The sequence below is a fragment of the Timaviella obliquedivisa GSE-PSE-MK23-08B genome (assembly GCA_019358855.1).
GTDB lineage: Bacteria > Cyanobacteriota > Cyanobacteriia > Elainellales > Elainellaceae > Timaviella > Timaviella obliquedivisa.
The window spans coordinates 338,025-360,383 of the sequence record JAHHII010000005.1; the positions used below are offsets into that span (position 1 = coordinate 338,025).

Annotated in this window: 18 protein-coding genes, 1 other RNA gene and 1 pseudogene; 16 read left to right on the forward strand and 4 right to left on the reverse strand. The window is 48.4% G+C overall.

Features of this window, described 5'->3' with window-relative positions:
- Positions 1-338: 338 nt before the first annotated feature.
- The 3 genes from topA (at position 339) to KME11_12015 (ending at position 4,308) form a co-directional block, all read left to right on the forward strand.
- Complete coding sequence (gene topA, locus KME11_12005; protein MBW4515934.1) at positions 339-3,056, forward strand: type I DNA topoisomerase; 2,718 nt, start codon at positions 339-341, stop codon at positions 3,054-3,056.
- A gap of 152 nt (positions 3,057-3,208) precedes the next feature.
- Positions 3,209-3,499: a 4a-hydroxytetrahydrobiopterin dehydratase gene (locus KME11_12010; protein ID MBW4515935.1), complete on the forward strand. Its 291-nt coding sequence runs from the start codon at positions 3,209-3,211 to the stop codon at positions 3,497-3,499.
- A 101-nt stretch (positions 3,500-3,600) separates the two neighbouring features.
- Complete coding sequence (locus KME11_12015) at positions 3,601-4,308, forward strand: gamma-glutamyl-gamma-aminobutyrate hydrolase family protein (protein MBW4515936.1); 708 nt, start codon at positions 3,601-3,603, stop codon at positions 4,306-4,308.
- 22 nt (positions 4,309-4,330) lie between these two features.
- Here KME11_12015 and KME11_12020 read toward each other — a convergent pair whose 3' ends face one another.
- Complete coding sequence (locus tag KME11_12020) at positions 4,331-5,674, reverse strand: hypothetical protein (GenBank protein MBW4515937.1); 1,344 nt, start codon at positions 5,672-5,674, stop codon at positions 4,331-4,333.
- A 71-nt stretch (positions 5,675-5,745) separates the two neighbouring features.
- Entirely contained in the window at positions 5,746-6,207 is a 462-nt protein-coding gene (locus tag KME11_12025; protein ID MBW4515938.1) for a DUF4281 domain-containing protein, read from the reverse strand.
- A 138-nt stretch (positions 6,208-6,345) separates the two neighbouring features.
- On the opposite strand from KME11_12025, the gene KME11_12030 reads away from it, so the two are divergent.
- Together KME11_12030 and KME11_12035 are read left to right on the forward strand one after the other, a co-directional pair.
- Complete coding sequence (locus KME11_12030) at positions 6,346-7,401, forward strand: peptidoglycan-binding protein (protein MBW4515939.1); 1,056 nt, start codon at positions 6,346-6,348, stop codon at positions 7,399-7,401.
- A gap of 104 nt (positions 7,402-7,505) precedes the next feature.
- On the forward strand, positions 7,506-7,895 hold the full coding sequence (locus KME11_12035) for a c-type cytochrome (GenBank protein MBW4515940.1): 390 nt from the start codon (positions 7,506-7,508) through the stop codon (positions 7,893-7,895).
- 3 nt (positions 7,896-7,898) lie between these two features.
- On the opposite strand, the gene gloB is transcribed toward KME11_12035, so the two are convergent.
- Entirely contained in the window at positions 7,899-8,672 is a 774-nt protein-coding gene (gene gloB / locus KME11_12040; protein MBW4515941.1) for a hydroxyacylglutathione hydrolase, read from the reverse strand.
- Positions 8,673-8,923: 251 nt separating this feature from the next.
- Between gloB and KME11_12045 the strand changes: the two genes are divergently transcribed.
- From KME11_12045 to KME11_12055, 3 genes are all read left to right on the forward strand, one after another.
- The gene (locus KME11_12045) at positions 8,924-9,133 is read left to right on the forward strand and encodes a hypothetical protein (GenBank protein MBW4515942.1); all 210 of its coding nucleotides are present in this window, start codon (positions 8,924-8,926) and stop codon (positions 9,131-9,133) included.
- A gap of 199 nt (positions 9,134-9,332) precedes the next feature.
- Positions 9,333-10,538, forward strand: a complete 1,206-nt coding sequence (locus KME11_12050) for a glycosyltransferase family 4 protein (GenBank protein MBW4515943.1) — start codon at positions 9,333-9,335, stop codon at positions 10,536-10,538.
- A gap of 55 nt (positions 10,539-10,593) precedes the next feature.
- Positions 10,594-12,615: an ABC transporter ATP-binding protein/permease gene (locus KME11_12055; protein MBW4515944.1), complete on the forward strand. Its 2,022-nt coding sequence runs from the start codon at positions 10,594-10,596 to the stop codon at positions 12,613-12,615.
- A gap of 37 nt (positions 12,616-12,652) precedes the next feature.
- On the opposite strand, the gene KME11_12060 is transcribed toward KME11_12055, so the two are convergent.
- Positions 12,653-15,907: a hypothetical protein gene (locus KME11_12060; GenBank protein ID MBW4515945.1), complete on the reverse strand. Its 3,255-nt coding sequence runs from the start codon at positions 15,905-15,907 to the stop codon at positions 12,653-12,655.
- Between the two features lie 204 nt (positions 15,908-16,111).
- Between KME11_12060 and ssrS the strand changes: the two genes are divergently transcribed.
- From ssrS to KME11_12100, 8 genes and pseudogenes are all read left to right on the forward strand, one after another.
- Positions 16,112-16,296, forward strand: a non-coding RNA gene (gene ssrS, locus KME11_12065) — 6S RNA.
- Positions 16,297-16,745: 449 nt separating this feature from the next.
- Positions 16,746-16,889, forward strand: coding sequence for a hypothetical protein (locus KME11_12070; GenBank protein ID MBW4515946.1), 144 nt, complete (start codon positions 16,746-16,748; stop codon positions 16,887-16,889).
- Between the two features lie 234 nt (positions 16,890-17,123).
- On the forward strand, positions 17,124-17,810 hold the full coding sequence (locus KME11_12075) for a glutathione S-transferase N-terminal domain-containing protein (GenBank protein ID MBW4515947.1): 687 nt from the start codon (positions 17,124-17,126) through the stop codon (positions 17,808-17,810).
- A 32-nt stretch (positions 17,811-17,842) separates the two neighbouring features.
- The gene (locus KME11_12080) at positions 17,843-18,133 is read left to right on the forward strand and encodes a hypothetical protein (GenBank protein ID MBW4515948.1); all 291 of its coding nucleotides are present in this window, start codon (positions 17,843-17,845) and stop codon (positions 18,131-18,133) included.
- A 39-nt stretch (positions 18,134-18,172) separates the two neighbouring features.
- Entirely contained in the window at positions 18,173-18,697 is a 525-nt protein-coding gene (folK, locus tag KME11_12085) for a 2-amino-4-hydroxy-6-hydroxymethyldihydropteridine diphosphokinase (GenBank protein MBW4515949.1), read from the forward strand.
- Positions 18,664-19,212: an NUDIX hydrolase gene (locus KME11_12090; GenBank protein MBW4515950.1), complete on the forward strand. Its 549-nt coding sequence runs from the start codon at positions 18,664-18,666 to the stop codon at positions 19,210-19,212. Before folK ends, KME11_12090 begins: the two co-directional genes overlap by 34 nt.
- Positions 19,213-19,307: 95 nt before the next feature.
- Positions 19,308-20,132, forward strand: a complete 825-nt coding sequence (locus tag KME11_12095) for a hypothetical protein (GenBank protein MBW4515951.1) — start codon at positions 19,308-19,310, stop codon at positions 20,130-20,132.
- 117 nt (positions 20,133-20,249) lie between these two features.
- Positions 20,250-22,274: pseudogene (locus KME11_12100) on the forward strand (S9 family peptidase).
- Positions 22,275-22,359: the final 85 nt, after the last annotated feature.

The window sequence follows — 22,359 nt, forward strand, 5'->3', positions numbered from 1 at the left end:
GTCAGGCTTTTAGTCAGACGTTCTATAAAGCTTAGCGGGGGAATGGAAAATTTACCGTCGCCTGAGCAACTTGTAAAAATTCCTTAACTCTGAAAATCATACCTTGTGAACTCCCAAACCTCTTCAAATTGTAGGGTCGGCATGGGATTCAGTCTAAAATTTCCCTCTAGCTTTCATTGACAAAGATCTATATTAAGTAGATCTAGGTGTTGCAATAAATTCTTTGTCTCGTTAGTTTGGATTGCATTAGGAGCAGTTATAAGTTTAAGCATAGGTTTAATTACCTTCAACATTTCAGTCTTTTCTTTTTACCGACCGTTCCACCGAGCCATAAGCCCATGTCAACTCTTGTCATTGTTGAATCTCCAACCAAAGCCAAAACTATTCGTAATTATCTCCCTCAGGGATACCAAGTTGAGGCATCAATGGGGCATATCCGTGACTTGCCACAGTCGGCAGGGGATATTCCAGCCTCGGTTAAGGCTCAAGAATGGGCGAAGATTGGGGTCAATGTAGAGGCAGATTTTGAGCCGCTTTATATTATCCCACAAGATAAAAAAAAGGTCGTCAAGATGCTGAAAGAGGCCCTGGCGGGTGCCGATGAACTTGTGTTAGCGACTGACGAAGACCGAGAAGGAGAGAGTATTAGCTGGCACTTGCTACAGGTTTTAAAGCCGAAGGTGCCGATTAAGCGCATGGTGTTCCACGAAATTACTGAAGAAGCGATTCAATTGGCGATCGCGAATTGCCGCACTGTCGATGAGCATGTGGTGCGGGCGCAAGAAACCCGACGCATTTTAGACCGATTGGTAGGGTATACCCTATCGCCTCTGCTCTGGAAGAAAATTGCCTGGGGGTTATCTGCTGGACGAGTTCAATCGGTTGCGGTGCGCCTTCTCGTTAACAAGGAGCAACAACGTCGAGCTTTCCGTCGCGGCAGCTATTGGGACTTGAAAGCTAGTTTGAGCAAAGACAAGGTGCCTTTTGAAGCCAAGTTGATTAGCCTGGGGGGTACGCGCATTGCTAATGGCGGTGACTTTGATGAGGCGACGGGGCAGGTGATGGCAGGACGCGAGGTGCTGCTGCTGGGTGAAGAGGAGGCACTGGCACTTCAGGCGCGCTTGCAAGCTCAGCCTTGGACAGTGGCTAACCTTGAAGAGCGGTCTTCTACTCGCAAGCCTTCGGCTCCGTTTACAACTTCTACCCTTCAGCAAGAATCTAACCGGAAGCTGAGACTTTCGGCTCGAGACACGATGCGGACGGCGCAAAGCCTTTACGAGCAAGGCTACATTACCTACATGAGAACGGATTCGGTGAATTTGTCGCAACAGGCGATCGCGGCTGCCCGTGAATGCGTTGAAAATATGTACGGTGCTAGCTACCTCAGCCCTCAACCTCGCCAGTATTCTAGTAAGAGCAAGGGCGCTCAGGAAGCTCACGAAGCCATTCGTCCTGCGGGTAATACCTTTCGTACGCCCCAGGAGACAGGTTTGAGCGGTCGGGAACTGAAGCTGTACGAGTTGATCTGGAAGCGGACGGTGGCGACTCAGATGGCTGAGGCACGGCAGACCCATGTGACGATTCAAATTCAGGCGGATGATGCAGGTTTTCGGGCAACCGGGAAACGGATTGATTTTGCGGGGTTCTTTCGGGCGTATGTGGAAGGGTCGGATGACCCGGATGCAGCGATCGAGGATCAGGAAGTTGTGCTGCCCACGCTACGAGTTGGGGATGTGCCGAACTGTGAGGCTTTAGAAGCGATCGCCCACGAAACGCAGCCGCCTGCCCGCTACACCGAAGCCTCTTTAGTCAAAACCCTGGAAAGTGAAGGCATCGGTCGCCCCAGTACCTACGCCAGCATTATCGGCACTATTATTGACCGAGGCTATGCCCAGATGACTAATAACAGCCTGGTGCCGACTTTTACCGCGTTTGCAGTTACGGCTCTTTTGGAAAAACATTTTCCAGAATTGGTTGATCCCCGCTTTACTGCCCGCATGGAGCAAACCCTAGATGAGATTTCTACGGGCGAAGCGCAATGGCTGCCCTACCTAAAAAAATTCTATTCCGGTGAACAGGGGTTAGATACTCAGGTCAAGCAACAAGAGAGCTTAATTGATCCTACAGAAGCCCGCACAATTGAGTTAGAGGGACTGGATGCCAAAATTCGGATTGGGCGCTATGGCGCTTACATTGAGGCTAGTAACGGCGAAGAAATTGTCAAGGCCTCAATTCCCCAAGATCTAACCCCGGCTGATCTTGATCCAGAGCAGGTTCAACTCTTACTTCGTCAAAAGACTGAAGGCCCTGATAAGGTTGGATTTCATCCTGAAACAGGCGAACCGATCTACCAAATGATTGGTCCTTATGGCCCTTACGTTCAACTGGGCGATAAAACTGAAGAGAACCCCAAACCTAAAATGGCATCTTTGCCCAAAGGAATGACGTTTCAGAACGTTACTTTAGATATTGCCGTAGGTTTGCTGGCGTTGCCTCGTAACTTGGGTGTACACCCCGAAACCGGAGCGAAAATTCAGGCAAATTTAGGGCGTTTTGGTCCTTATGTGGTTCATGACCAAGGTAAGGCAGGCAAAGATTATCGCTCGCTTAAAAAGGAAGATGACGTTTTGTTAATCAGCTTAGGTCGGGCGATCGAGCTATTGGCAGAACCTAAGGCAGGTCGTGGACGTAGTAAAGCCGCTGCTACGCCCCTGAGAGAGCTAGGAACCCATCCTGAAGATGGCGAACCTGTCAATATCTATGATGGACCTTACGGGGCTTACATCAAGCATGGCAAGGTGAATGCCTCTATTCCTGAAGGACAAACGGTTGAAGCTATTCCTATAGATATTGCAGTGAAAGCGTTAGCGGAAAAGGCTGGGACAAAGAAAAAGACTCGGGGTTCAGCGAAGGCTGGCTCTAGTGACAAAGCAGATAGCACGAAAAAGACTGCAGCAAAGACCACCCCAAAGAAAACCTCGACTAAGACTGCGACTAAAAGTGCGGCAAAGTCGAAGACCACTAAAACTACTAAAACAACCCCGTCAAAGTCGTGAACCGATGGCATCATGCAAAGCAAATGATAAGAGGAGCAATTGCTCCTCTTATCATCCTGCTTATCCTTGTATTGCTTCAACGCCCTCTACCTGGTTTGCTTGCAAGCCCATCTCAACCTGCTTTTGCTCAATTCCCTATTCAGGAGGAAACGATGCCCGCTCCTACACTTTTGTCGCCTCAGGATTTAGAAAAAGCTTTGGGTGAATTACCCAATTGGAACATTCAAAATCAAAAGCTCCATCGTCAGTTTCAATTTCCATCCTTTGTAGAAGCTTTTGGTTTTATGTCTAGCGTTGCTTTGGTTGCCGAGTCTATGGGACATCATCCGGAGTGGTTTAATGTGTACAACAAGGTCACGGTAGACCTAACGACCCACGATGCAAAAGGTATTAGCCATTTGGATATTGACCTCGCAAAGCGAATGGATCTGTTGGCACCGTAGCCTAGAGCTTTATAAGGAAAAAGTTTTGAAAACATGACTTAATCCAACAGTTTTTCTATTTCCAAACCGCTAGACTCTGAGAGAGTTTTAATCCTGCGATCGTGAGAAAAATTCTTCTAGTTGTTCATCAAGTTACTTCTGAACCGGGCTTAATTGGTCAAGTTCTTCAAGATCTACAGTACGACTTAGAAATCTGCTGTCCAGCCGCCGCTCAGTCTCTTCCCACTACAATGGATGAGTATGATGGGGCGATCGTTTTTGGAGGGCCCATGAGCGCCAATGACGATACTACTCTCCCTTTTATTCGAGATGAATTAAACTGGATACCCTCAGTTTTAGACTCTGGAACGCCTTATCTAGGAGTTTGTTTAGGTGCTCAGCTTTTGGCTCGGGTTTTAGGTGGACAGGTTTCGCTCCATCCTGAGGGGGTCAAAGAGATTGGTTATTCTAAAATTCAGCCTGTGTCAGAATACACTGATTTATCGGGGTTGACCCACGTCTATCACTGGCATGAAGAAGGGTTTGAGATTCCGCGAGAGGCTATTTTACTGGCAGAAGGGCAAGTGTTTCCGAACCAGGCTTTCCGATATGACAATGCTTATGGCATTCAGTTTCATCCAGAGATTACTCATAACATGATTCGTCGCTGGGTCGCTGCTGCGCCAAATTATCATGTTCAGCCAGGTGCCCCCAGCGTTGAAGCACAGCTTCACCAGCATTTGCAGCACGCGACTACGGTTGAGAACTGGCTCCGGGGCTTTCTTAGGCAATGGCTTCGCTCTGCAAAGGTGTCGTTAGATGTGGCTTAGACTCAATATGTTGTAGAAGGCGCTAGCTACGATTAATGGTGATGGTCATGAGAAGTTCATCACTACGGATCGTCTGTCTTTGGGTTCCTTCTGCATTTAGGATGGTTGCAGGCTCGAAAACCCACTGCTCTCTAACTAGACAAGCCGCTAGCTCGTCATAGTCGAAGCTGCCGCTGGACTGGTAAACTTTGACATCAATTGGTTTATCAGGCTGATTCTCTGTCGTAATCGTAAGGGCGATCGGGGTGCCTACACGGTTTAATACCTCAGGGGTGACTTGGCACGCAGAAGCAGACGGGTCTGGTAAAAAAGTGCTGCTATTGTTAACAGGTCGGGCAAGCTCTAAGGTTTCGTCTGCTGTCCCTGCTCCGGGAGCACCTCGGCTAGAGCTAAAGAGCGTAAGCGTGACTCCTAAGGGGGCTGCTTCACTGTTGGCTGAATTGAGGTTGTCAGAATCTACGGTGCTGGGAGCTACTGCGATCGATTCTGAAACATCGGGTACAGGGGTGTCAATCGCTGTGGTTTGCAGATCTGGTTCGCTGGGCAGGTTCTGAGGTGGAGGATCGGGTAGATCGGGTGGCGGCAGCGTCGTAGCGGGTAGATCGGCGGGAAAAGACTCAGGTTGAGGGCGATCGCCGCTTGTATCTAGCGGAGCCTCGGGTAAAGAAGATTCAGGAGCGATCGCTTCTGAATCTGGAGTTTCGGGAATCGGGGCTTCAGGCGTTGCTTCTAAAGCTCCTAGCGGTTGCGGTGGCTCAGAAGAGGGCTGGACGGGAGTCACTGAAGGAAGGACTGGCAGCGGTAAGGAGTCAGGTTGAGGAGGGATAGCTGCCGTCTCAAAAGGAGTTTCTGCAAAGACAGGAGAAGGAGAAATTTCGGGAACAGGTTCAGAAGAAGACTCTGGTGAAGGTAAAACTTCAGGAGATGGGGTAGGTGATGGCAAAATTGTCGGGGAAGGTTCTGGCGCAAAACTGATGTCACTGGGAGGAATGCTTTCACTGAACGCGGGCTGTGTGGGTACCAGATCTGCGGGCACAGGTTCTTGGGAAGCAGGTTCCTGAGAAATCGGTTCCTGAGAAGGAGGCGCAGCAAACTCCGTAGATGGCTGGCTGAGGGCAACTTCAGGAAATGGCTCAGATAACTCTACAAATTCTACAGGAGTCGGAGAGCCGGACTGGGATGCTGCTGACAGACGCGCAGCTAAGGGGAGGGCGATCGCCAACAAAGCCCCATGCAACAGCAGCGATCCGCCTACTAACGGCACCCAAAACCCAGGAGACTCTGCTCTTCGCTTTCGAGGCATCCGTAAACCCGTCAGGTCATAGCTTTGAGTATTTTCTTCAGGATTATCTGTGAGTGGTTTCATCGCATTTATCAATACCTAAGCCGCAACCTGATCATAAGACGAAAGTAAGAGAAGGTTTTCTCCTGCTAGTTTTACTCCACTACTACAGAGTCTGGGCTAGATTCTGTCACTTTTTTCCAAAAAAGATTAGTGATCCCCTGGGTGAGAATATGGCTTAGCAAGCCTAGGGGACCTGCAAATAAGCAAAACACTAAAGAGTGAACTGTCCAAACGCCCGTTCGTTGCCCTTCCCAGTAAATCCAACGCCCTACAAATAAGTCCATCACCAAAAAGTGTATCCATCCAGTTGCCATGACTCGCTCATCGGCAAAAAGCTGCGCTAAATCAGACAACTGAGGGTTCGCAAACGCTTGAGCAGAGTCTGGATCAAGGCTGTTAATAAACAGGTAGATGTATAAACCTGATAAAGCCACAAAAGGTAAAAGTGAACCCATGACTCTGCGCGTCCAACCCCAGTTCGGCAGCAAGATCATTAGCGCCCAGAAAGGCAATACAAAAACATTAGAAATATCAAACAATGCGCTTAGAGTCATAACTATGCAAAGAAAAAAGGTTTTTTGACACCTCTTTATTATGTTGACGAAGCTGAAATATAAGCTTGTTTGTTGGCTATTTTTTCTAACTGGGGAAATCTAGCCTAAATTGACAGTGCCATTTATCCAATCAAAACTATGCATTTAGAGGCGATCGCCACCTTATTTCTAGGTGGGTTAGCATTTTGGTGGGGAACGCGCCTGGGTCAAATGCTGCTTCAGCAAGGTGCCACTGCTAACAACCTATTTAAGGGAAACTCAGCTTCTCTGTTGTTCTTAGGGATATATATGGGGTTGCTGATGTTGGCGCTTTACGTGCCGCAGTGGCAGGCATTGCCCCTAGAGTGGCGAATATCGGGGATGCGGATCACGTGGACGTTGATTCGGGTCATTTTACTAGGATTTTGTGGCGTTACTTTTGCGGTTAGTTGGCAAACTGCCCGCCTGCAAATTGTGGCGATCGCGCTCTTGGGCATTCTGGGCATCAGCAGTTTCAACGCTACCGAAGCTTATTTTCTCGCCCCTATCTACACTGAACTCAAAGATAACCTCAACGCCAATGGCATTTTTGAGCAAACCTCTCCGAGCAGTTGCGCTCCTTCTGCCCTTGCAACAATTCTGCACCGCTGGGGGCTAAAAGAAACCGAGTCAAGCCTAGCGCGCCTTGCCGGAACTAGCTCACTCGGAACTTCTATGCCTCAGCTTGTGGCAGCGTTGGCAGCGATCGATATGGGAGCGATCGAACTTTCGCCCACTTGGGAGCAGATGCAGAAAATCAATCGTCCTGGAGTTTTGGCAACCTGGCTTTATTCCGAAGGTCGGCGCGATCCCCATGCTGTTGCACTGGTGGGGCTAAGTGATACGATCGCCACGATTGCTGACCCCGCATTTGGTAAGTATTTTCAAGTTTCTAAAGAACAATTTGAGCGCATCTGGCGCAAAGAATATCTCCCTGTTTTTCGCCCCCAAGATGTGACTCTGACGGCTGTCGAAACTGCTGATTATTTGCATCGTTTGGGTTATCTTCAACAAAATGCTGCTCAACAAAATACTTCGGTGGATCGCGCAGTTTTAGAACCCGTAGTCCGTCAATTTCAAAAAGCGATGGGAATCGCTGAAACGGGGATCGTTACTCCCCAAACGGCACTGATGCTAACAGGCTCTTTTTTGTCGGACGTGCCCACCTTGAATTAGCGAATTGATCAATTGTCCTTGAGTCGAGATAGTCCTTGATTTGAGATTATCCTTGAGTCCAGACTGAACGGTGTAGGGTGGAGAAGACCCTCGCAATTGTTTCTATGAAATTTCTTAGCTTCTCCGTCTCAAGGTTAGCTGCGATCGCCTTGACGCTTCTTCTCAGCTTCTTCCTCTGCATTGAACCTGCGATCGCTTCGAATGACCTCCAAGGAGTTGCCCCTTCTGATAGCGTAGTGCCCAATGGCGCAGTCGTCTTTGAGAATAATTGTGCAGGCTGTCACGTCAATGGCGGCAACATTGTGCGGCGTGGCAAGAACCTAAAGCTGAAGACCTTGCAAAAAAATGGTGTCGATTCTGTAGAAGCGATCGCCCAGTTGGTGACCCATGGTAGAGGTTTAATGTCGGCGTACGGCGATCGCTTAAGCATCGAGGAAATTACAACGGTCGCCAAGTATGTGACGGAGCAAGCAAAGCAAGATTGGAAGAATTGAGGATCAAAATACATCCTTCATTCCTCGGAGCCTCCCAAAGGTTTGAATTGGATTTTGACTCTTGACCCGGGCTTGCAACCCAGGTTGATCCCACCGCAAGAACGGATTCGTTGCTTTTTCCTCACCTAGTACAGAAGGAACAGTGGCTTCCGATCGTTGTCGCATTGCCTTGACCTGCTCTAGTCGCGCTTGTAGTATCTTATTTTGCTCTTCTACCGTGACTGCAAAGCGCAGATTGCCAAGGGTGTACTCATGAGCGCACCAGACTCTTGTTGAGTCGGGCAGAGCGCGAATTTTGCTGAGAGAATCGACCATTTGAGCAGGTGTGCCTTCAAATAATCTGCCGCAGCCTCCGGCAAACAAGGTATCACCGCAAAATAGTTCGCCTAGGTTATGGGGATCTGATGGTGAAAAGTAGTAGGCGATATGAGCTTTTGTGTGTCCGGGAACAAACAGAACTTGGGCTTCACGATTGGCAAAGGAGACGCGATCGCCCTCTTGCAAAAAAACTTGCTGCCCCGGAATTCTGCCCCGATCTTCGGCTCCGCCATACACGATCGCTTGAGGAAAGTGGCGCAAAAGTTGAGTATTGCCACCGACATGATCTCCGTGATGATGAGTATTAAAAACTGCCACCAACTCCACTTTGAGCTCTTGAACAAGTTGTAAAACTGGCTCTGCTATTGCTGGATCAACGACTGCCGCCGTGCCTGTCTCAGCATCAACCATTAGGAAAATATAGTTATCTGAAAGAACTGGAATACGATGGATTTTCATTTACGTAATTCTCCTCTGAGTTCTGTAGCAAAAGAGCAATAGGCTAAGAACATGGCGAGGCGAGCGATCGCGATGGCGCTGCAGCGAAGCCAAGATTTTCATCAACTCTTTACAGAGTTATGTCCTAGCTTCGCCTACAACGCGGTACAACGCTAGAGAATGAGGAAATTATTTCCCAGAAGCATATCCCTGTCCTGATCTCACTAGGGCACTCAATCTGGGTTCATACGCAAAGCACAGGAGTAGATTGTATGGTACGGCTTGCTCAAGGCAAAACTCGGTTGCAAATCATCAAGCCCACTGTAGAGCAAATTTTAGAGAAGGGGAAAATGAACCGTCAGGAACATATCCACCTCACATCCGCTATGCTCTCCGACCATCAGATGACTGATGAAGAACGCCGTCAAATTAATCGCGTGTTCGATTATCTCCAGATTGGTCGTTTGAAACTAGAGGATTAGCTGCTCAACAGATTTTTATTGATTTTTGTTAAATATTTATAAGCTTTGCGTGGATAGTGTTGCGTCATTCGCTTGAGAGTGGCGCTTTTTTAGCACATTTTTTTATTAGAGATCAAGATCATTAGATTGCGGGGAATGATATGGCGACTTGACCCCTACGGCTTTCCTATCGTGAACTCTGCTGAATTCTCTAATGCCAATGCTTAAAATCTCGCCGCCTAAAATTTCACTAATTGTTAGCGATTTATCCAAAAGTGGGGCGGGGCGATGGGGTGGGGCGGTGCGTCCGTTTCTATTAGCTCAGGCACTGCGGCAGTTAGGGTGTGAGGTGAAGATTTTTGGGTTTACCCAGGGAGATGATTTGGCGATCGCTTCTACTTCAGAGCTATCGATTGTTTCGACCCCTGGCGGTCACTACCCGCAGTTTGTCAAGTCGGCGCGATCGCTGCTCAGCCAGATAGACGGCGATATTCTCTACGCCTACAAGCCGAAACCTTCCAGTTTTGGCTTGTCGCTCCTGGGCAAGCTGACCAAAGGTCGTCCGTTAATCTTAGATATTGATGATTGGGAACTGAGTTGGCACGGAGGAGACAGTTGGAAGTATAACTCCACGCCCAAACAGCTTGCGAAGGATATCTTCAAAGCCGACGGCGCTTTGAGAAATCCTGACCATCGCCTGTACTTAGGTTGGATGGAGAGACTCGTGCCTCGGGCGACTGCCGTCACCGTTCATACGCAGTTCCTCCAGCAACGCTTTGGAGGAGTTTATGTGCCTAATGGCAAAGATGTTGCGCTGTTTAACCCAGACTTGTACGATGTGCCTGCCTTGAAAGCCCACTACGGTCTATCAAATTATCGAGTGCTGATGTTTCCGGGTGCGCCCCGTCCTTATAAAGGCGTTGAGGATGTTTTAAAAGCATTGGATTTACTGGAGCAGCCTGATTTGCGATTGGTGATTGTGGGTGGCAGTCCTTACGATGACTATGACCAACAACTGATGGAAAGTTGGGGACGTTGGATCATTAAACTGCCTAAAACGTCCTACAACGAAATGCCAGCGGTAATTGCAGCGGCAGATGTGATTGTCGTGCCTCAGCGCGATACGCCAGCGGCTCAGGCGCAGTTTCCCTTAAAGCTAACCGATGGGATGGCGATGGCAAAGCCGATTTTATCAACTCGGGTGGGCGATATTCCTAAGATTTTGGGAGATACAGGCTATTTGGTAGATGCAGATGCACCAGAGCAGGTGGCAATGGCAATTCGGCAAATTTTTGCAGAGCCGGAAGTGGCGATCGCTCAAGGCAAAAAAGCGCGATCGCGATGCATTGAACATTACAGCATTGATGCGATGTCTCATCAGCTTGCGCCTGTGATTAATCAGCTTGTTCCTTCGCCCAAGTTCTAGGGCATCCTACGTTCGACTTCGTTTATTGTCTGTTTCACGTTAGCTGGAATCCTAAATGTCCTCTGGAAAAATCCTCTTTAGCCTGTCCCGGCAATATCCCAAACTGTTCACGTTAAGTGTCGTGTTGGGATTTTCGGGAGCCGTGTTTAATGGAATTGGCACAACGCTGATCATTCCGGTCTTGCTGGGTTTTTTGGGACAGCCCATGACAATGAAGGGTGCTCCGCCCCTGTTGCAGGGATTATTAGCACCGTTTCAGCAGGGCATAGGCGAGTACAACCTAGCGCTCATGACAGGGGCGATTTTAGCGCTAATTCTATTGAAAAATTTGGCGAATTATGCAAACTCTCTGGTTTCGGGAGCGCTTAAGCGATCGCTCTCCAGCGGCTTGCAAGAACAAGGGCTGAGGCTGTTATTAGAAGTTGATGTAGATTTCTTTGTTAAGAATGGCATCGGCAATATTGTTAATAATCTCAATAACGAAATTTATCGAGCGGGTCGAGCCGTCGCGACGATCGCTAAAGCCATCTCGGTGAGCATTACTACGCTGGTGTTTGGGGGAATGCTGCTGTGGACTTCCTGGCAGATTACCATCGTCTCGACTGCGTTGATGGCGATCGTGGTGTTGATGAATCAGATGACAGTTGGGCGCTCTAAAATTTACGGGATGCAGCTATCGGCAATTTCTAAGCAGTACTCCACCATTTTTCTCGATATGTTGGGGGGAATGCGGCTGGTGCGATCTTCGGCGGCAGAGGATTTTGAATATGACAGAATTAGTCAGTTAATTCGATCGCGGGAGCAAGCCGATTTCAAATCTCAGGCAAATTCGGCGTTAATAGAACCTGTCAGTGAAATGACGGGGATGGTGGCTCTGGTTTGCATTGTGCTGGTGGGTCGAGCGTTTTTGGGGGGTGAAGTCGAGGCATTAACGACGGTTTTGCTCGTGTATTTGTTTATTTTGTTTCGCACTTTGCCCCTGATTACTCAACTCAATTCAGCGCGGAATCAGCTTGCTAACTTGTCTTCGAGCCTGGAGATTGTTCATGATTTTTTACGACGCGATCGCAAGCCATTTATGAGCAAGGGTTCCATTCCCTACACCTCGCTTCAAGAAGGAATTCACTTTAACCATATTTCACTGTCCTATCCCGGTCACGAAAAAGTGGTTTTGAATGACGTTGATCTTTATCTACCGCGCAATACAACGCTGGCTTTAGTCGGTTCTTCGGGCGCAGGCAAGTCTACGATGGCAGATTTATTACCGCGTTTCTATGACCCAACCCAGGGCTGCATTTTGGTGGATGGCGTTGATCTGCGAGAATTGGATGCGCGAAGTTTGCGGCGATCGATGGGCATTGTGAGTCAAGATACGTTCCTGTTTAACACATCAGTGCGCAACAACATTGCCTATGGGTGTCCTAATGCAACGGATACAGAAATCTTTGAGGCGGCAAAACGGGCGAACGCCTACGAGTTTATTACCCAATTGCCTAATGGCTGGGAAACTCAGCTTGGCGATCGCGGCGTATTGCTCTCTGGCGGGCAACGTCAACGGATTGCGATCGCCCGTGCCTTGTTGCAAGATCCTGAAATTCTGATTCTTGATGAAGCAACAAGTGCGTTGGATACAGTTTCAGAGCGATTGGTACAGGAGGCGATCGATCGCCTGAGCCGCGATCGCACGACGTTAGTCATCGCTCACCGTCTTTCCACGGTTCAAAAGGCAGATCAGATTGCTGTGCTGGATCGGGGCAGAGTCGTTGAGCTAGGTTCCCATGAAGAACTTTTGGCAAAGAAGGGTTACTATGCCGACCTTTGTAAAATGCAACTGGCTGCAAAGACAGATCCTGACCGGACACCCACGAAGACTGCTCAGAGCGAACTGGCTCACACCTCTTACGAAATTCGCAACCGCTTAAACCGCTTGGTGGGTTCTTTAAGCTTAATGATGGATGACACTTTTGATACGCCCAATGAGCAACGGGAATGGACAGAGGAAGCTTACTATTCGGCGCTGAACTTGGTGAAGAGCTTGGAGATGGTAGAAGGGGATGTGAAAACGAAAGTTTCGTAGCGTAAAGCCGCTCCCTGAAACTGCCTACTGAAATTGCCTATTGAGGAATAAAGCCAGATGCCTTAGGGGAATAAGTGCCGAATTTAGAGCCATTGGCGTTGTACAAATCGATCGGGACTTGAGCCGTTTGGCTAATGAGCGCAAGTTCCTGTAAAAAAGTGTTGACCTGACTGACCACGCCCGCTTGAACAGCAGAATTTCCTTGGAGTTGGGCACTTGCCATAGCACCTTCAACCATTTGGTCATAGCCATAGGTGATTTGCACCCGAATGGCTGTAGGGGCGGCATCGTATTGACAGACCTTAGGTGTGCCGCCACAAGAGCGATCGAGGGCAGGTTTTGCGGCTTGAATCGCTTCTGAAACTTGTAAGCCGCTCTCAGCTTGAGCTAAGGCAGCTTGGTAAGTGGCAATGAGAGGCTGGGCTTGGGTGTAAGGAGTTGTGCCTGGAGCCACTTTTTGAAGATTGGCAAAGGCACTTTCCCAGGCGGCGATCGCATTCTGCCACTGATTTTTTTGCTGAAAACTTTGGGCTTGATCGGATTGGGTAATGGCTTCGGTATAAGCTGCAAGAGCAGTATTTTCTTGATCACGCCGGGTGCCAGCAGCAGCTAGCTTGCCTTGATAAATTCTCAGTAGTTCTTCTGCCTCAAGACGAGCAGCAGAGCCATTAGGAACGTTGTTCAAGAGATTAACCGCAGCCTGCCAAGAAGTATAAACTTCCTGCCAGCCTTGCGCAGAGGTCGCGATTCCAGTGCGAGTTTCAGCAAGTTGAGCCGTTTTCTTAGCGTTCTCAACTTCTTCTTGAGCCTGTTGTTCTACAACAACACGCTTGTTAATGCCCTCTAGGTTGGCGCGGTATTCGGCGATTTTACGCTGGGCAACGGGATAAATCGCAGTGTTGTTCGGAATTTTTTCGAGGGCGACGATCGATTCTCGCCAGAGTCGTTGGATTTCTCGCCATTCGGGAAGAGGATGGGGAGGATTTTGCGATCGATTAGCGGCTTCGTTTCCTTTTCTCAAGGTTCTAACCAATTGTCCAATGACAGCGCTTTTAGCATTGTTATCTGCTATTAGCGTTTGGGCTGCTTGGTGCTGACCTGACCAGCCTGGAATAGATTTGAGTAGTTTGTTGGCAGTGCCCAGGTCATCGTAGGCTTTGGCGATGGCGATCGCAGACTCGGTTGATTGAACGGCTTGAAACGCTGTTTGGCTCATTTGCTGCGCTTTTTCCAAGGGTTCGCAAGTACTGCCTAGCACGCAAGGACGACTGAGAATGTACCACCATCCCAAAAGACCAAAAAGCGCGATCGCTGTTCCTAACATGATGTTGGAGGAAGATGGCTTAGGAGCATGGACGGGCGGACTAGGAGGTGGCGTGCTCCGATCTCCTGGGTCTAGTGCATCAGCAGAGATTGGGGTGATTGGGGCATCAAGGTGGGTATAAGGCTCGTTAGTGTAGGGCTCGTCTGCGATCGCTGATTCTGCAACGGCTATTTCTTTTAAAGGAAAACTATAGTCTAGGGCTAGATTCTCGGGTTCAGGGGCTTCTTGGGGTATGGAAGCTATGTCTGACTCGGGTGGAGCCGTGTCGAGGTCTAGCAAGTTGAAGACTTCGATAGTTTCGGCTTCATTGGTTATTTCAACTTCTTCTACGTCTTCTACCTCTGCAAGTCTTGCAGGAGGGATTAAATCAGCATCTGTTAGCCTCAAGGATGCCAGGAAGCGGTCTTGTGTCGTTGGTTGTGTGGTAGGGGTACTGATGTATGAAGGCAAGGTGGGTTGGAAAAATGTGGCAGATTGAATTGGCTCTGCTCCGGTTGGTTCTTCCTGCGCACCAGATACCTCAGGTTCATCCTGAATCGCGATCGGGTCTTCTATGATCGGGTCTTCTACAATCGGGTCTTCTACAATCGCGTCTTTTAGGCTGATAGATTCCTCTACGAGCAGATCTGTCAGAATAATGACTGGCTCAGGTTGATCCTGGATTTCGTTAGGGTCGAGGCTAACTTGAGCCGCTGTCACAGAACCATCGTCTGTTATGGGAGCGATCGCTGCTGGCACAACTGTAGCTTCTTGCGGCAGAGGAGTTGCTTCTGAAGCAGACGAAACTTCCTCTAAATGCCACACGTTTTCGATCGCTTCAGGTTTGACGGGTGGGTCTTCGAGGTTAATGGTCGGGGGTTCTTCGATCGCGTCTTCTTCGATCGGCGGCTCTGCAATTCTTGCCAGAATTGGATCTTCTAAAGCAGGTACAGGTAACTGTGCAACATCAACGTTTTCTATGAAAACAGGCTCATTTAAAGTAGTCTCGGATAGGGTAGGTTCTGACTGAGCAATTTCAACAAAACTAACTTCAGCGGTCGGGCTATCAAAAGCCTGGTCTGGCTGTAGATTACTCGTTTCTATTGCAGAAGTAGGTTCTGTCACGGACTCAATTTGGGCGATCGAGTCATCTAAAAGTTCAGGTGGCTCTTCAGCAATCTCGATTTCTGCGACTGGTTCGACTTCTACAAAAGGTTCGACTTCCGCAACAGGTGCAATTTCTTCGGTTAGCAGAATTTCTTGGGATAGTTCAATTTCTTCGAGTGGCGCAACTTCAGTACTTTCTGGTTCGACACTTTCTGGTTCGACCGCAGGTTCTATTGCAGACTCAATCGGGGCAATCGAGTAGTCTGAGGGTTCAGGTGGCTCTTCAGCTAGTTCAGGTTGTTCCTCAGATAGCTCAACTTCTGCAACAGGTTCAACTTTGACAGTCTCTGGCTCAACCTGGATTTGCAATAGAGTCGCAGGCTCTGGAAGCTTAACGACAATAGGAGGAACAAAAGTAGAGATTGGAGGATTTGTAGAAGCAGGCGGCGCTGATGGCTTGAGCGAGAAAACAAAGGAGTCATAGGGCTGTTGATATCCAGCAACTCGTAAATAGATTCGCACAGGTAAGAACTTTGTCCCACCAATGCCGCTTCTGACTAAGCCCGACTTCATTAGCTCAGGCGTATAGTCTTGCAGCACATCGGCGATCGTGGCGAAGACTTGCCGAGGGGAGGGTTCAACGTGGAGAAGATGTTCTACTAACACCAGCAGCGCTTCTTCGCGAAAGGCACACCGAACACGAAGCCGAATAGGGCTGGGAAGCTGTTGCAGTTTTGCCTGAATATGTTGTCCTAACGCTTGCAGTTCGCTCTGTTGCATAGTTTCATCTAACAACCTGATTGTCGATTTTGAGTCAATATCTAGGTCAACACAATTGCCGTTTGTTTTACCATACTGTTCCGGGATAGTGATATCCGGCATCTCTAGCTTAAAAAATTGTGACTTGGTGCTTGGCTAATGCTGGTCGTCTCTAAGTATGGCGTGGGCTGACTGGGTTGGAACAAGAATGATCTAAATTTAGGTAACTTTATGGACTGATGAGGTGCGGGTTTCTGGGTGCTAGACAAAAGACTGGGGAAATTAGGGGCTTGCGATCGCTCCTGCAATCGTTACAATAGGCAACAGGTTCTACTGCGGCGTTGGTGACTGCCAACAAAGTTTTTTGATCTTGCTTTGTGAATAAGGGAACCCCACTAAGCTTCAATGGCAGTATACCGAGCTTGTACTCGGAAACTTTATATTGAGGCAGAGGTACCCACCTGGAGTCTTCCAGGTCGAAAACTGAGGTAAAACGGCGCTGCGGGGAACCCCCAATATTTTTGAGCTTCTAGAAACCTTTGTCTGGAGACAAAGGTTTTTTGTTAGGAGGCGATGACTGATGGGGATAAAATTCAAGAGTTTCTACCGCGCAGTGATTCAACGCCGTCTCTTAAGTCTTTTTGTTGAGGTTTTGAAATAGCTATGAGAAAAGGAGATAAGCGATCGCCAGACTTATAACCCCTTGCATTTTTAAAAAGTCACGATAGAATCTCCTAGAAATAAGGCTACCAAAAGTAGTTCATTCCTGTCAGGCGCTGGAAACCGGGCTAAAAGTCAGTCATTAGAATCTGAGTTGACGATCTGCTTAGCTTTTTGAAGCAATTTGGCAGTAAGCGTTGAGAAGGGTTTTTGGTTGTATAATAGCGAGGTTTTCCCGTCTATCTGGTGGTTTCTAACTACCAACTTCTGACGTTGATCACAATTTACCAAAGGGAATTCTATGAATAAGAAAGCGATCAGTTTGCTCTTGGCTTTAGGTATGGCAGCTAGCTTGGCAGCTTGTGGTGGTGGTGATACAACGACTCCTACTACTGGCGAGTCTCCTGCAATGTCTCCTACTGTTTCTCCTACAACTTCTCCTTAGTTTAGGAGCACATCGTTCAGGCTTGCTTTCACATCTCTGAAACTGAGCCTTGAATGTCTATTGGAGTAGATAGTTCAGCCTACAGAAGTTTTGTCAAAATTAAAGATGGCTTGCTCTATCTTTGTTTTTGCTAGCATGGCATCTGTAGGCTGTTTAGATTAGTAGGCTGTTTAGATTAGTAGGCTGTTTAGATTAGTAAATTACGTCTTTGGGCTGTTTTATTTTTGAGCTTAGATGCTAATTTTGCAGTTTAGTACGTCTCACTATTGTCGCAAAGCTCGTCTGGGGTTGGGATATAAGCGTCTAGAATACCAGGTGAAAAACCTCACCCCAGGGCTACATGCTCTTAAGCTCAAGCCGTTGACAGGGATGACGACTATGCCGGTGTTGCTGCCTCAGCAGCCAGGATACCCGGAAGCCGTAAGCGACTCGACCCGGATTTTTCATTTTCTAGATCGATATCAGCCTGAACGGGCTTTGGGTTTGATAGATGCCAAGCAGAACGCTGAAGTTTGGGCGATCGAAGATTGGTTTGATGAAAGTATTGGGGTGGCGGCACGCTTTGTTTACTACGATTTCCGGACGGGTGAGGGCAAGCAGGTTGATCCGTCGCTGTCGAGCCAAGCCATGATTCGGGTGGTACGCTGGCAGTATGGTATTAATCAAGTCAGCGTAGAATTGGCGAGGGAACGGCTGGAAGGGGCGATCGCTTTTCTGAGTCATCGCTGGAGCTATCAGGGGGCTGCCGTAGAAAAATACCTGGTTGGCGATCGGCTGACTGCTGCCGACCTGACTGCCGCTGCCTTGCTTAGCCCTCTAGCCTTAATTCCGACCTACTGTCAGCAGTATCCGTGGCTGTTTGACCGCATTCGCCAAATTCACGAATTGTGCCAAGAACCACTCCCTCCAGGATTGCTGTAAAGATGCAACAAACAAAAGCGATCGCAACGTGGGTGACGCTGTTATTTGGGGCTAGTCTATTGGAGATCAGCATTGCTCCTGTTCTAGCGCTGCCACCACCCGAAGACAAGCCCGAAGAAATTCAACGGACTGAAATTATTACAGAAGCGCGATCGCCCCTTGATGGTAAACCTTTGACAGCGGCAGAATACGCCGAACTGCAAGTTCAACTCCAGGCACGTCGGCAAACCACTGCGATTCTCAATCCTGAGTTACGACGACTAATCACCTTGATTCGTTTACGACAGGGGATTCGTAGCGTCTTTCCTTTTTTACTGCGCTGAATCGGCGCTAATTTTAAGTTCTTTCTCTCCTCATGTTTCATGCTTATTCATCGCGCGGCGATCGCCCTGGGTAGTAACCTTGGCGACTCTTGCCAAATTCTCACGTCTGCCTTGGAAACTTTGGATTGTCTTCCTAGCATCAGGGTGGAGGCAGTTTCAGATCTTTATCAAACCGTAGCTGTGGGACCCCCTCAGCCCGATTACCTGAATGCCTGCGCTGTGCTTTCTACAAGTTTGGAGCCACAGGGATTGCTCGATACCCTACTTGAGGTGGAGGCACAGTTTGGACGGGTGCGCCGAGAGCGATGGGGCGCTCGGTTACTTGACCTAGACTTATTGCTGTTTGAGGATTGGGTGGTGGAGCAGACTGGTCTACAGATTCCCCATCCACGGATGGTAGAGCGGGCATTTGTGCTGATACCATTAGCAGATGTTGCCGCTAATTGGGTTGAACCTATTTCGGGCAAAGCGATCGCTTTTTTAGTTCAGCAATTAGACTGCTCCGGTGTTCAAAAAATCCCCCTTCTCCTATGCCCCTCGGTCAAGAGCCACCCCAACTTTTAAAGCAAAAACTATTTTATAAAGGTCGAAAATTTGACTTCGAGGTCAATCGTTTACGCTTGCCCAACCAAGCCGAGGGTGACTGGGAATGCGTTCGCCATCCGGGTGGTGCCTTGGCAGTGCCGATAACCCCTGATGGACATTTGGTGTTAACGCGACAGTACCGTTTTGCAGCCTCAGGACGACTCTTAGAGTTTCCAGCCGGAACACTAGAAGTTGATGAAGAGCCAGCAGAAACGATTCGGCGTGAACTTGAAGAAGAAACGGGTTATCGATCTCATCAGTGGCGGAGTTTAGGGAAGTTTTTCTTGGCTCCGGGTTACTCAGACGAGGTCATCTATGCATTTTTGGCACAGGATTTAGAAAAGCTAAAAACACCGCCGATGCAGGACGAAGATGAGGATATTGAAGTGGTACTCATGACTCCGCAAGCATTAGAAAATGCTATTCACCAGGGCGAATCTGTAGATGCAAAAACCATTGCCAGCTTTATGTTGGCGCGTCCGTTTTTAACCTAAATCCCTTGCTGAATGAGAAAGCATTAATTGGCAGTACGAATCATGCTATCATCCTTTGCCAGTGGGGTCTGGGGCGATCAATGGAGGATGGGTAAATGCAGATGAAGAGGCTACGAATTTTTTTTGCGTTAGGGATAGGGTTGATAGGGATAACCCCTTGTGAGGCGATCGAAGCGATCGCTTTCTCTACTTCAACTCAGGCTGTTCAGGCAGATCTAACAAGCCGTGTTCCCAGGGATGCTCTGCTCCGTCATCGTTCAGCACAGTTGGTATTTGCCCAAAGTACGGAGCTAGCACAAAATGCAGAACTAGGCTGCCGTCAAACCAATGTCTCGACCGGAGTCTATGTTCAGCCTAACTTAGACAGTGCCTCACAAGGAATACTGCCCCCCGCTCAAACTGTTCGGCTAGAAAGTAAGGGCGAAGGCTGGGCAAGAATTAATCAGCCGCTAATTGGGTGGGTGCAGTCTAGATATTTAACGCCATCAGTTTCTTGTGATCCTCTGAATGGTGCAGCTAGCAATGACACAGCTGGCAATAGCGCAGCTAGTAATGGCACAGGTAACGGCACAACCACCATTCAAAATTCACCAAGGCAACAAATTATTGCATTGCCCCCGACATCGCCTGCTTCACCTCCCCAGCCAGATTTAGCGAACAGCGCTCCTGTCAAAGTCACCTGTGATGTTTTGCCTGCCAATGGTTTAGTGGTGCGGAGCGAACCCACTGTATCAGAACAAACCTACTTGACCACTCTCGCACCTGGAACCCACGAGTTTCAGTTTACGCGCGATGCTAGAATCACACAGTCGGAGGCTGGCGATCGGCGTTGGGTCTACATCACGGCTCCTGCAACAGGTTGGATCACGTTGGGGCTGGAAGGTGCGCCTACTAACTTGGGTGGACAGGAATGTGGATAGCTTCGATCAGCCTGAAGCCGATTTAGGGGTCGATGCGATAGGATAACTCAATGCATTTCTCTAGAAATGCTCAAAATGTATTGTTTTGGAAAATAGTCTAAATTAAACGTGTTCTTCCCTAAAGCTGAAAAAATTCCCTATGTTCATTCCTTGCATGGTGATGAACGCATTGATCCTTATTTTTGGATGCGCGATCGCCAGAACCCGGCTGTCATCGCCTATCTAGAGGCTGAAAACGCCTACACTGAGGCGACCATGCAGCACACTCAGCTGCTACAAACTACCCTGTACAAAGAGATGCTGTCGCGCATTCAAGAAACCGATTTGTCAGTGCCTTACCGAGATGGCGACTATTATTACTACTCGCGGACAGAAGCCGGACAGGCTTACGCTATTCATTGTCGTAAAAAAGGTAGCCTAGATGCCGCCGAAGAAATTCTGCTTGACGAAAACCTACTAGCAGCAGGATACGAATTTTTTGAACTAGGGACGTTTGAAATCAGCCCCGACCATCGGCTTCTAGCCTACTCTGTGGATACCAGCGGTGCAGAACTCTATACGCTGTTTTTCCTCGACCTCAACACCCGCGAACTCTATTCCGAAACCATTCCCGAGACTTATTATTCATTTGCATGGGGCAATGATTGCCAAACAGTGTTTTACACTCAAGTAGACGCGGCTCATCGCCCCTTTAAGCTGTTCCGGCATCAGTTAAATACTGCCATTGAAGCAGACACGTTGGTCTATCACGAGCCAGATGATTCCTATTATTTGGACATAGACAAGACGCGCAGCGAAGCGTATCTGATCATGAGCTTGAGTAGTAAAATTACGTCTGAAATTCATTATCTAGAGGCTGATCATCCGACAGGAGAGTTTCAAATTGTTCGTCCGCGTACTGTGGGTGTGGAGTATGACGTTGAACATCACAATGATGTGTTTTATATCGTTACTAATGATGACGCGATCAACTTTAAGTTAATGAGTGCGCCCGTGCGATCGCCCGGTCTAGAGAATTGGCAAACTGTCATTCCTCATCGTCCGGATGTGATGCTTTTAGATGTGAGTGCGTTTATTGATCATCTGGTAATTTATGAGCGAGCCGCAGGATTGCCACAGATTCGGGTTCGTAAGCTTTCGACAGAGCAAGAACATTACATGACGTTTCCAGAACCTACCTATGAAGTGGGCGAAGGAGCGAACCCAGACTTTAATACTAAAACGCTGCGGTTTAGTTACACCTCCTTGGTTACGCCTGCCTCGGTATTTGATTATGACTTGGACACGCAGGCGCGCGAACTGAAAAAAGAAACTCCAGTATTGGGTGGGTATGACCGGACGCAATATGTGAGTGAACGAGTACAAGCGATCGCTCCTGATGGTACTGCTATTCCTCTCTCTCTAATTTACAAAAAAGGCACTGCTCAAAACGGTGAAAATCCGCTGTTGATGAGTGGCTACGGTTCCTACGGCTATACCTATCCCGATAATTTTTCATCGGTCAGGCTCTCGTTATTAGACCGGGGTGTGGTGTTGGCGATCGCCCATATTCGAGGAGGCTCGGAACTAGGGCGTAAATGGTATGAGGATGGCAAATTCCTTCAGAAAAAGAACACTTTTACTGACTTCATTGCCTGTGCCGAATACTTGATTCAACAGCAGTGGACTTCGGCAAAACACTTGGCAATTTCGGGCGGCAGCGCTGGCGGATTGCTGATGGGTGCAGTGGTCAATGCGCGTCCCGACCTGTTCAAAGCGGTTGTGGCACAAGTCCCTTTTGTGGATGTGGTGTCGACCATTTTAGATACCTCATTACCGTTGTCGGCAATGGAATGGGAAGAGTGGGGCAACCCTAATGACAAAGAATATTATGACTACATGAAGTCTTACTCGCCCTACGACAATGTAGAGGCAAAAGACTATCCGGCAATGTTGATTACAGCGGGTTTGAATGATCCGCGAGTGTCGTACTGGGAACCTGCCAAGTGGACGGCGAAGCTGCGCGATTTGAAGACCGATCACAATGTGCTGTTACTTAAAATCAACATGGGTGCAGGACATGCGGGCGTGTCGGGAAGGTATGAGCAGTTGAAGGAAGTTGCGTTCGAGTATGCGTTTTTGTTAGAGCAGTGGGAAAAGTAAAGCAGGTCAACCTTTCAAAGTCCCTTTTCTTGAGGAGAGGGATTTAGAGAGAGGTTTCTCTAGCAATATTGACTACTGAATCTAA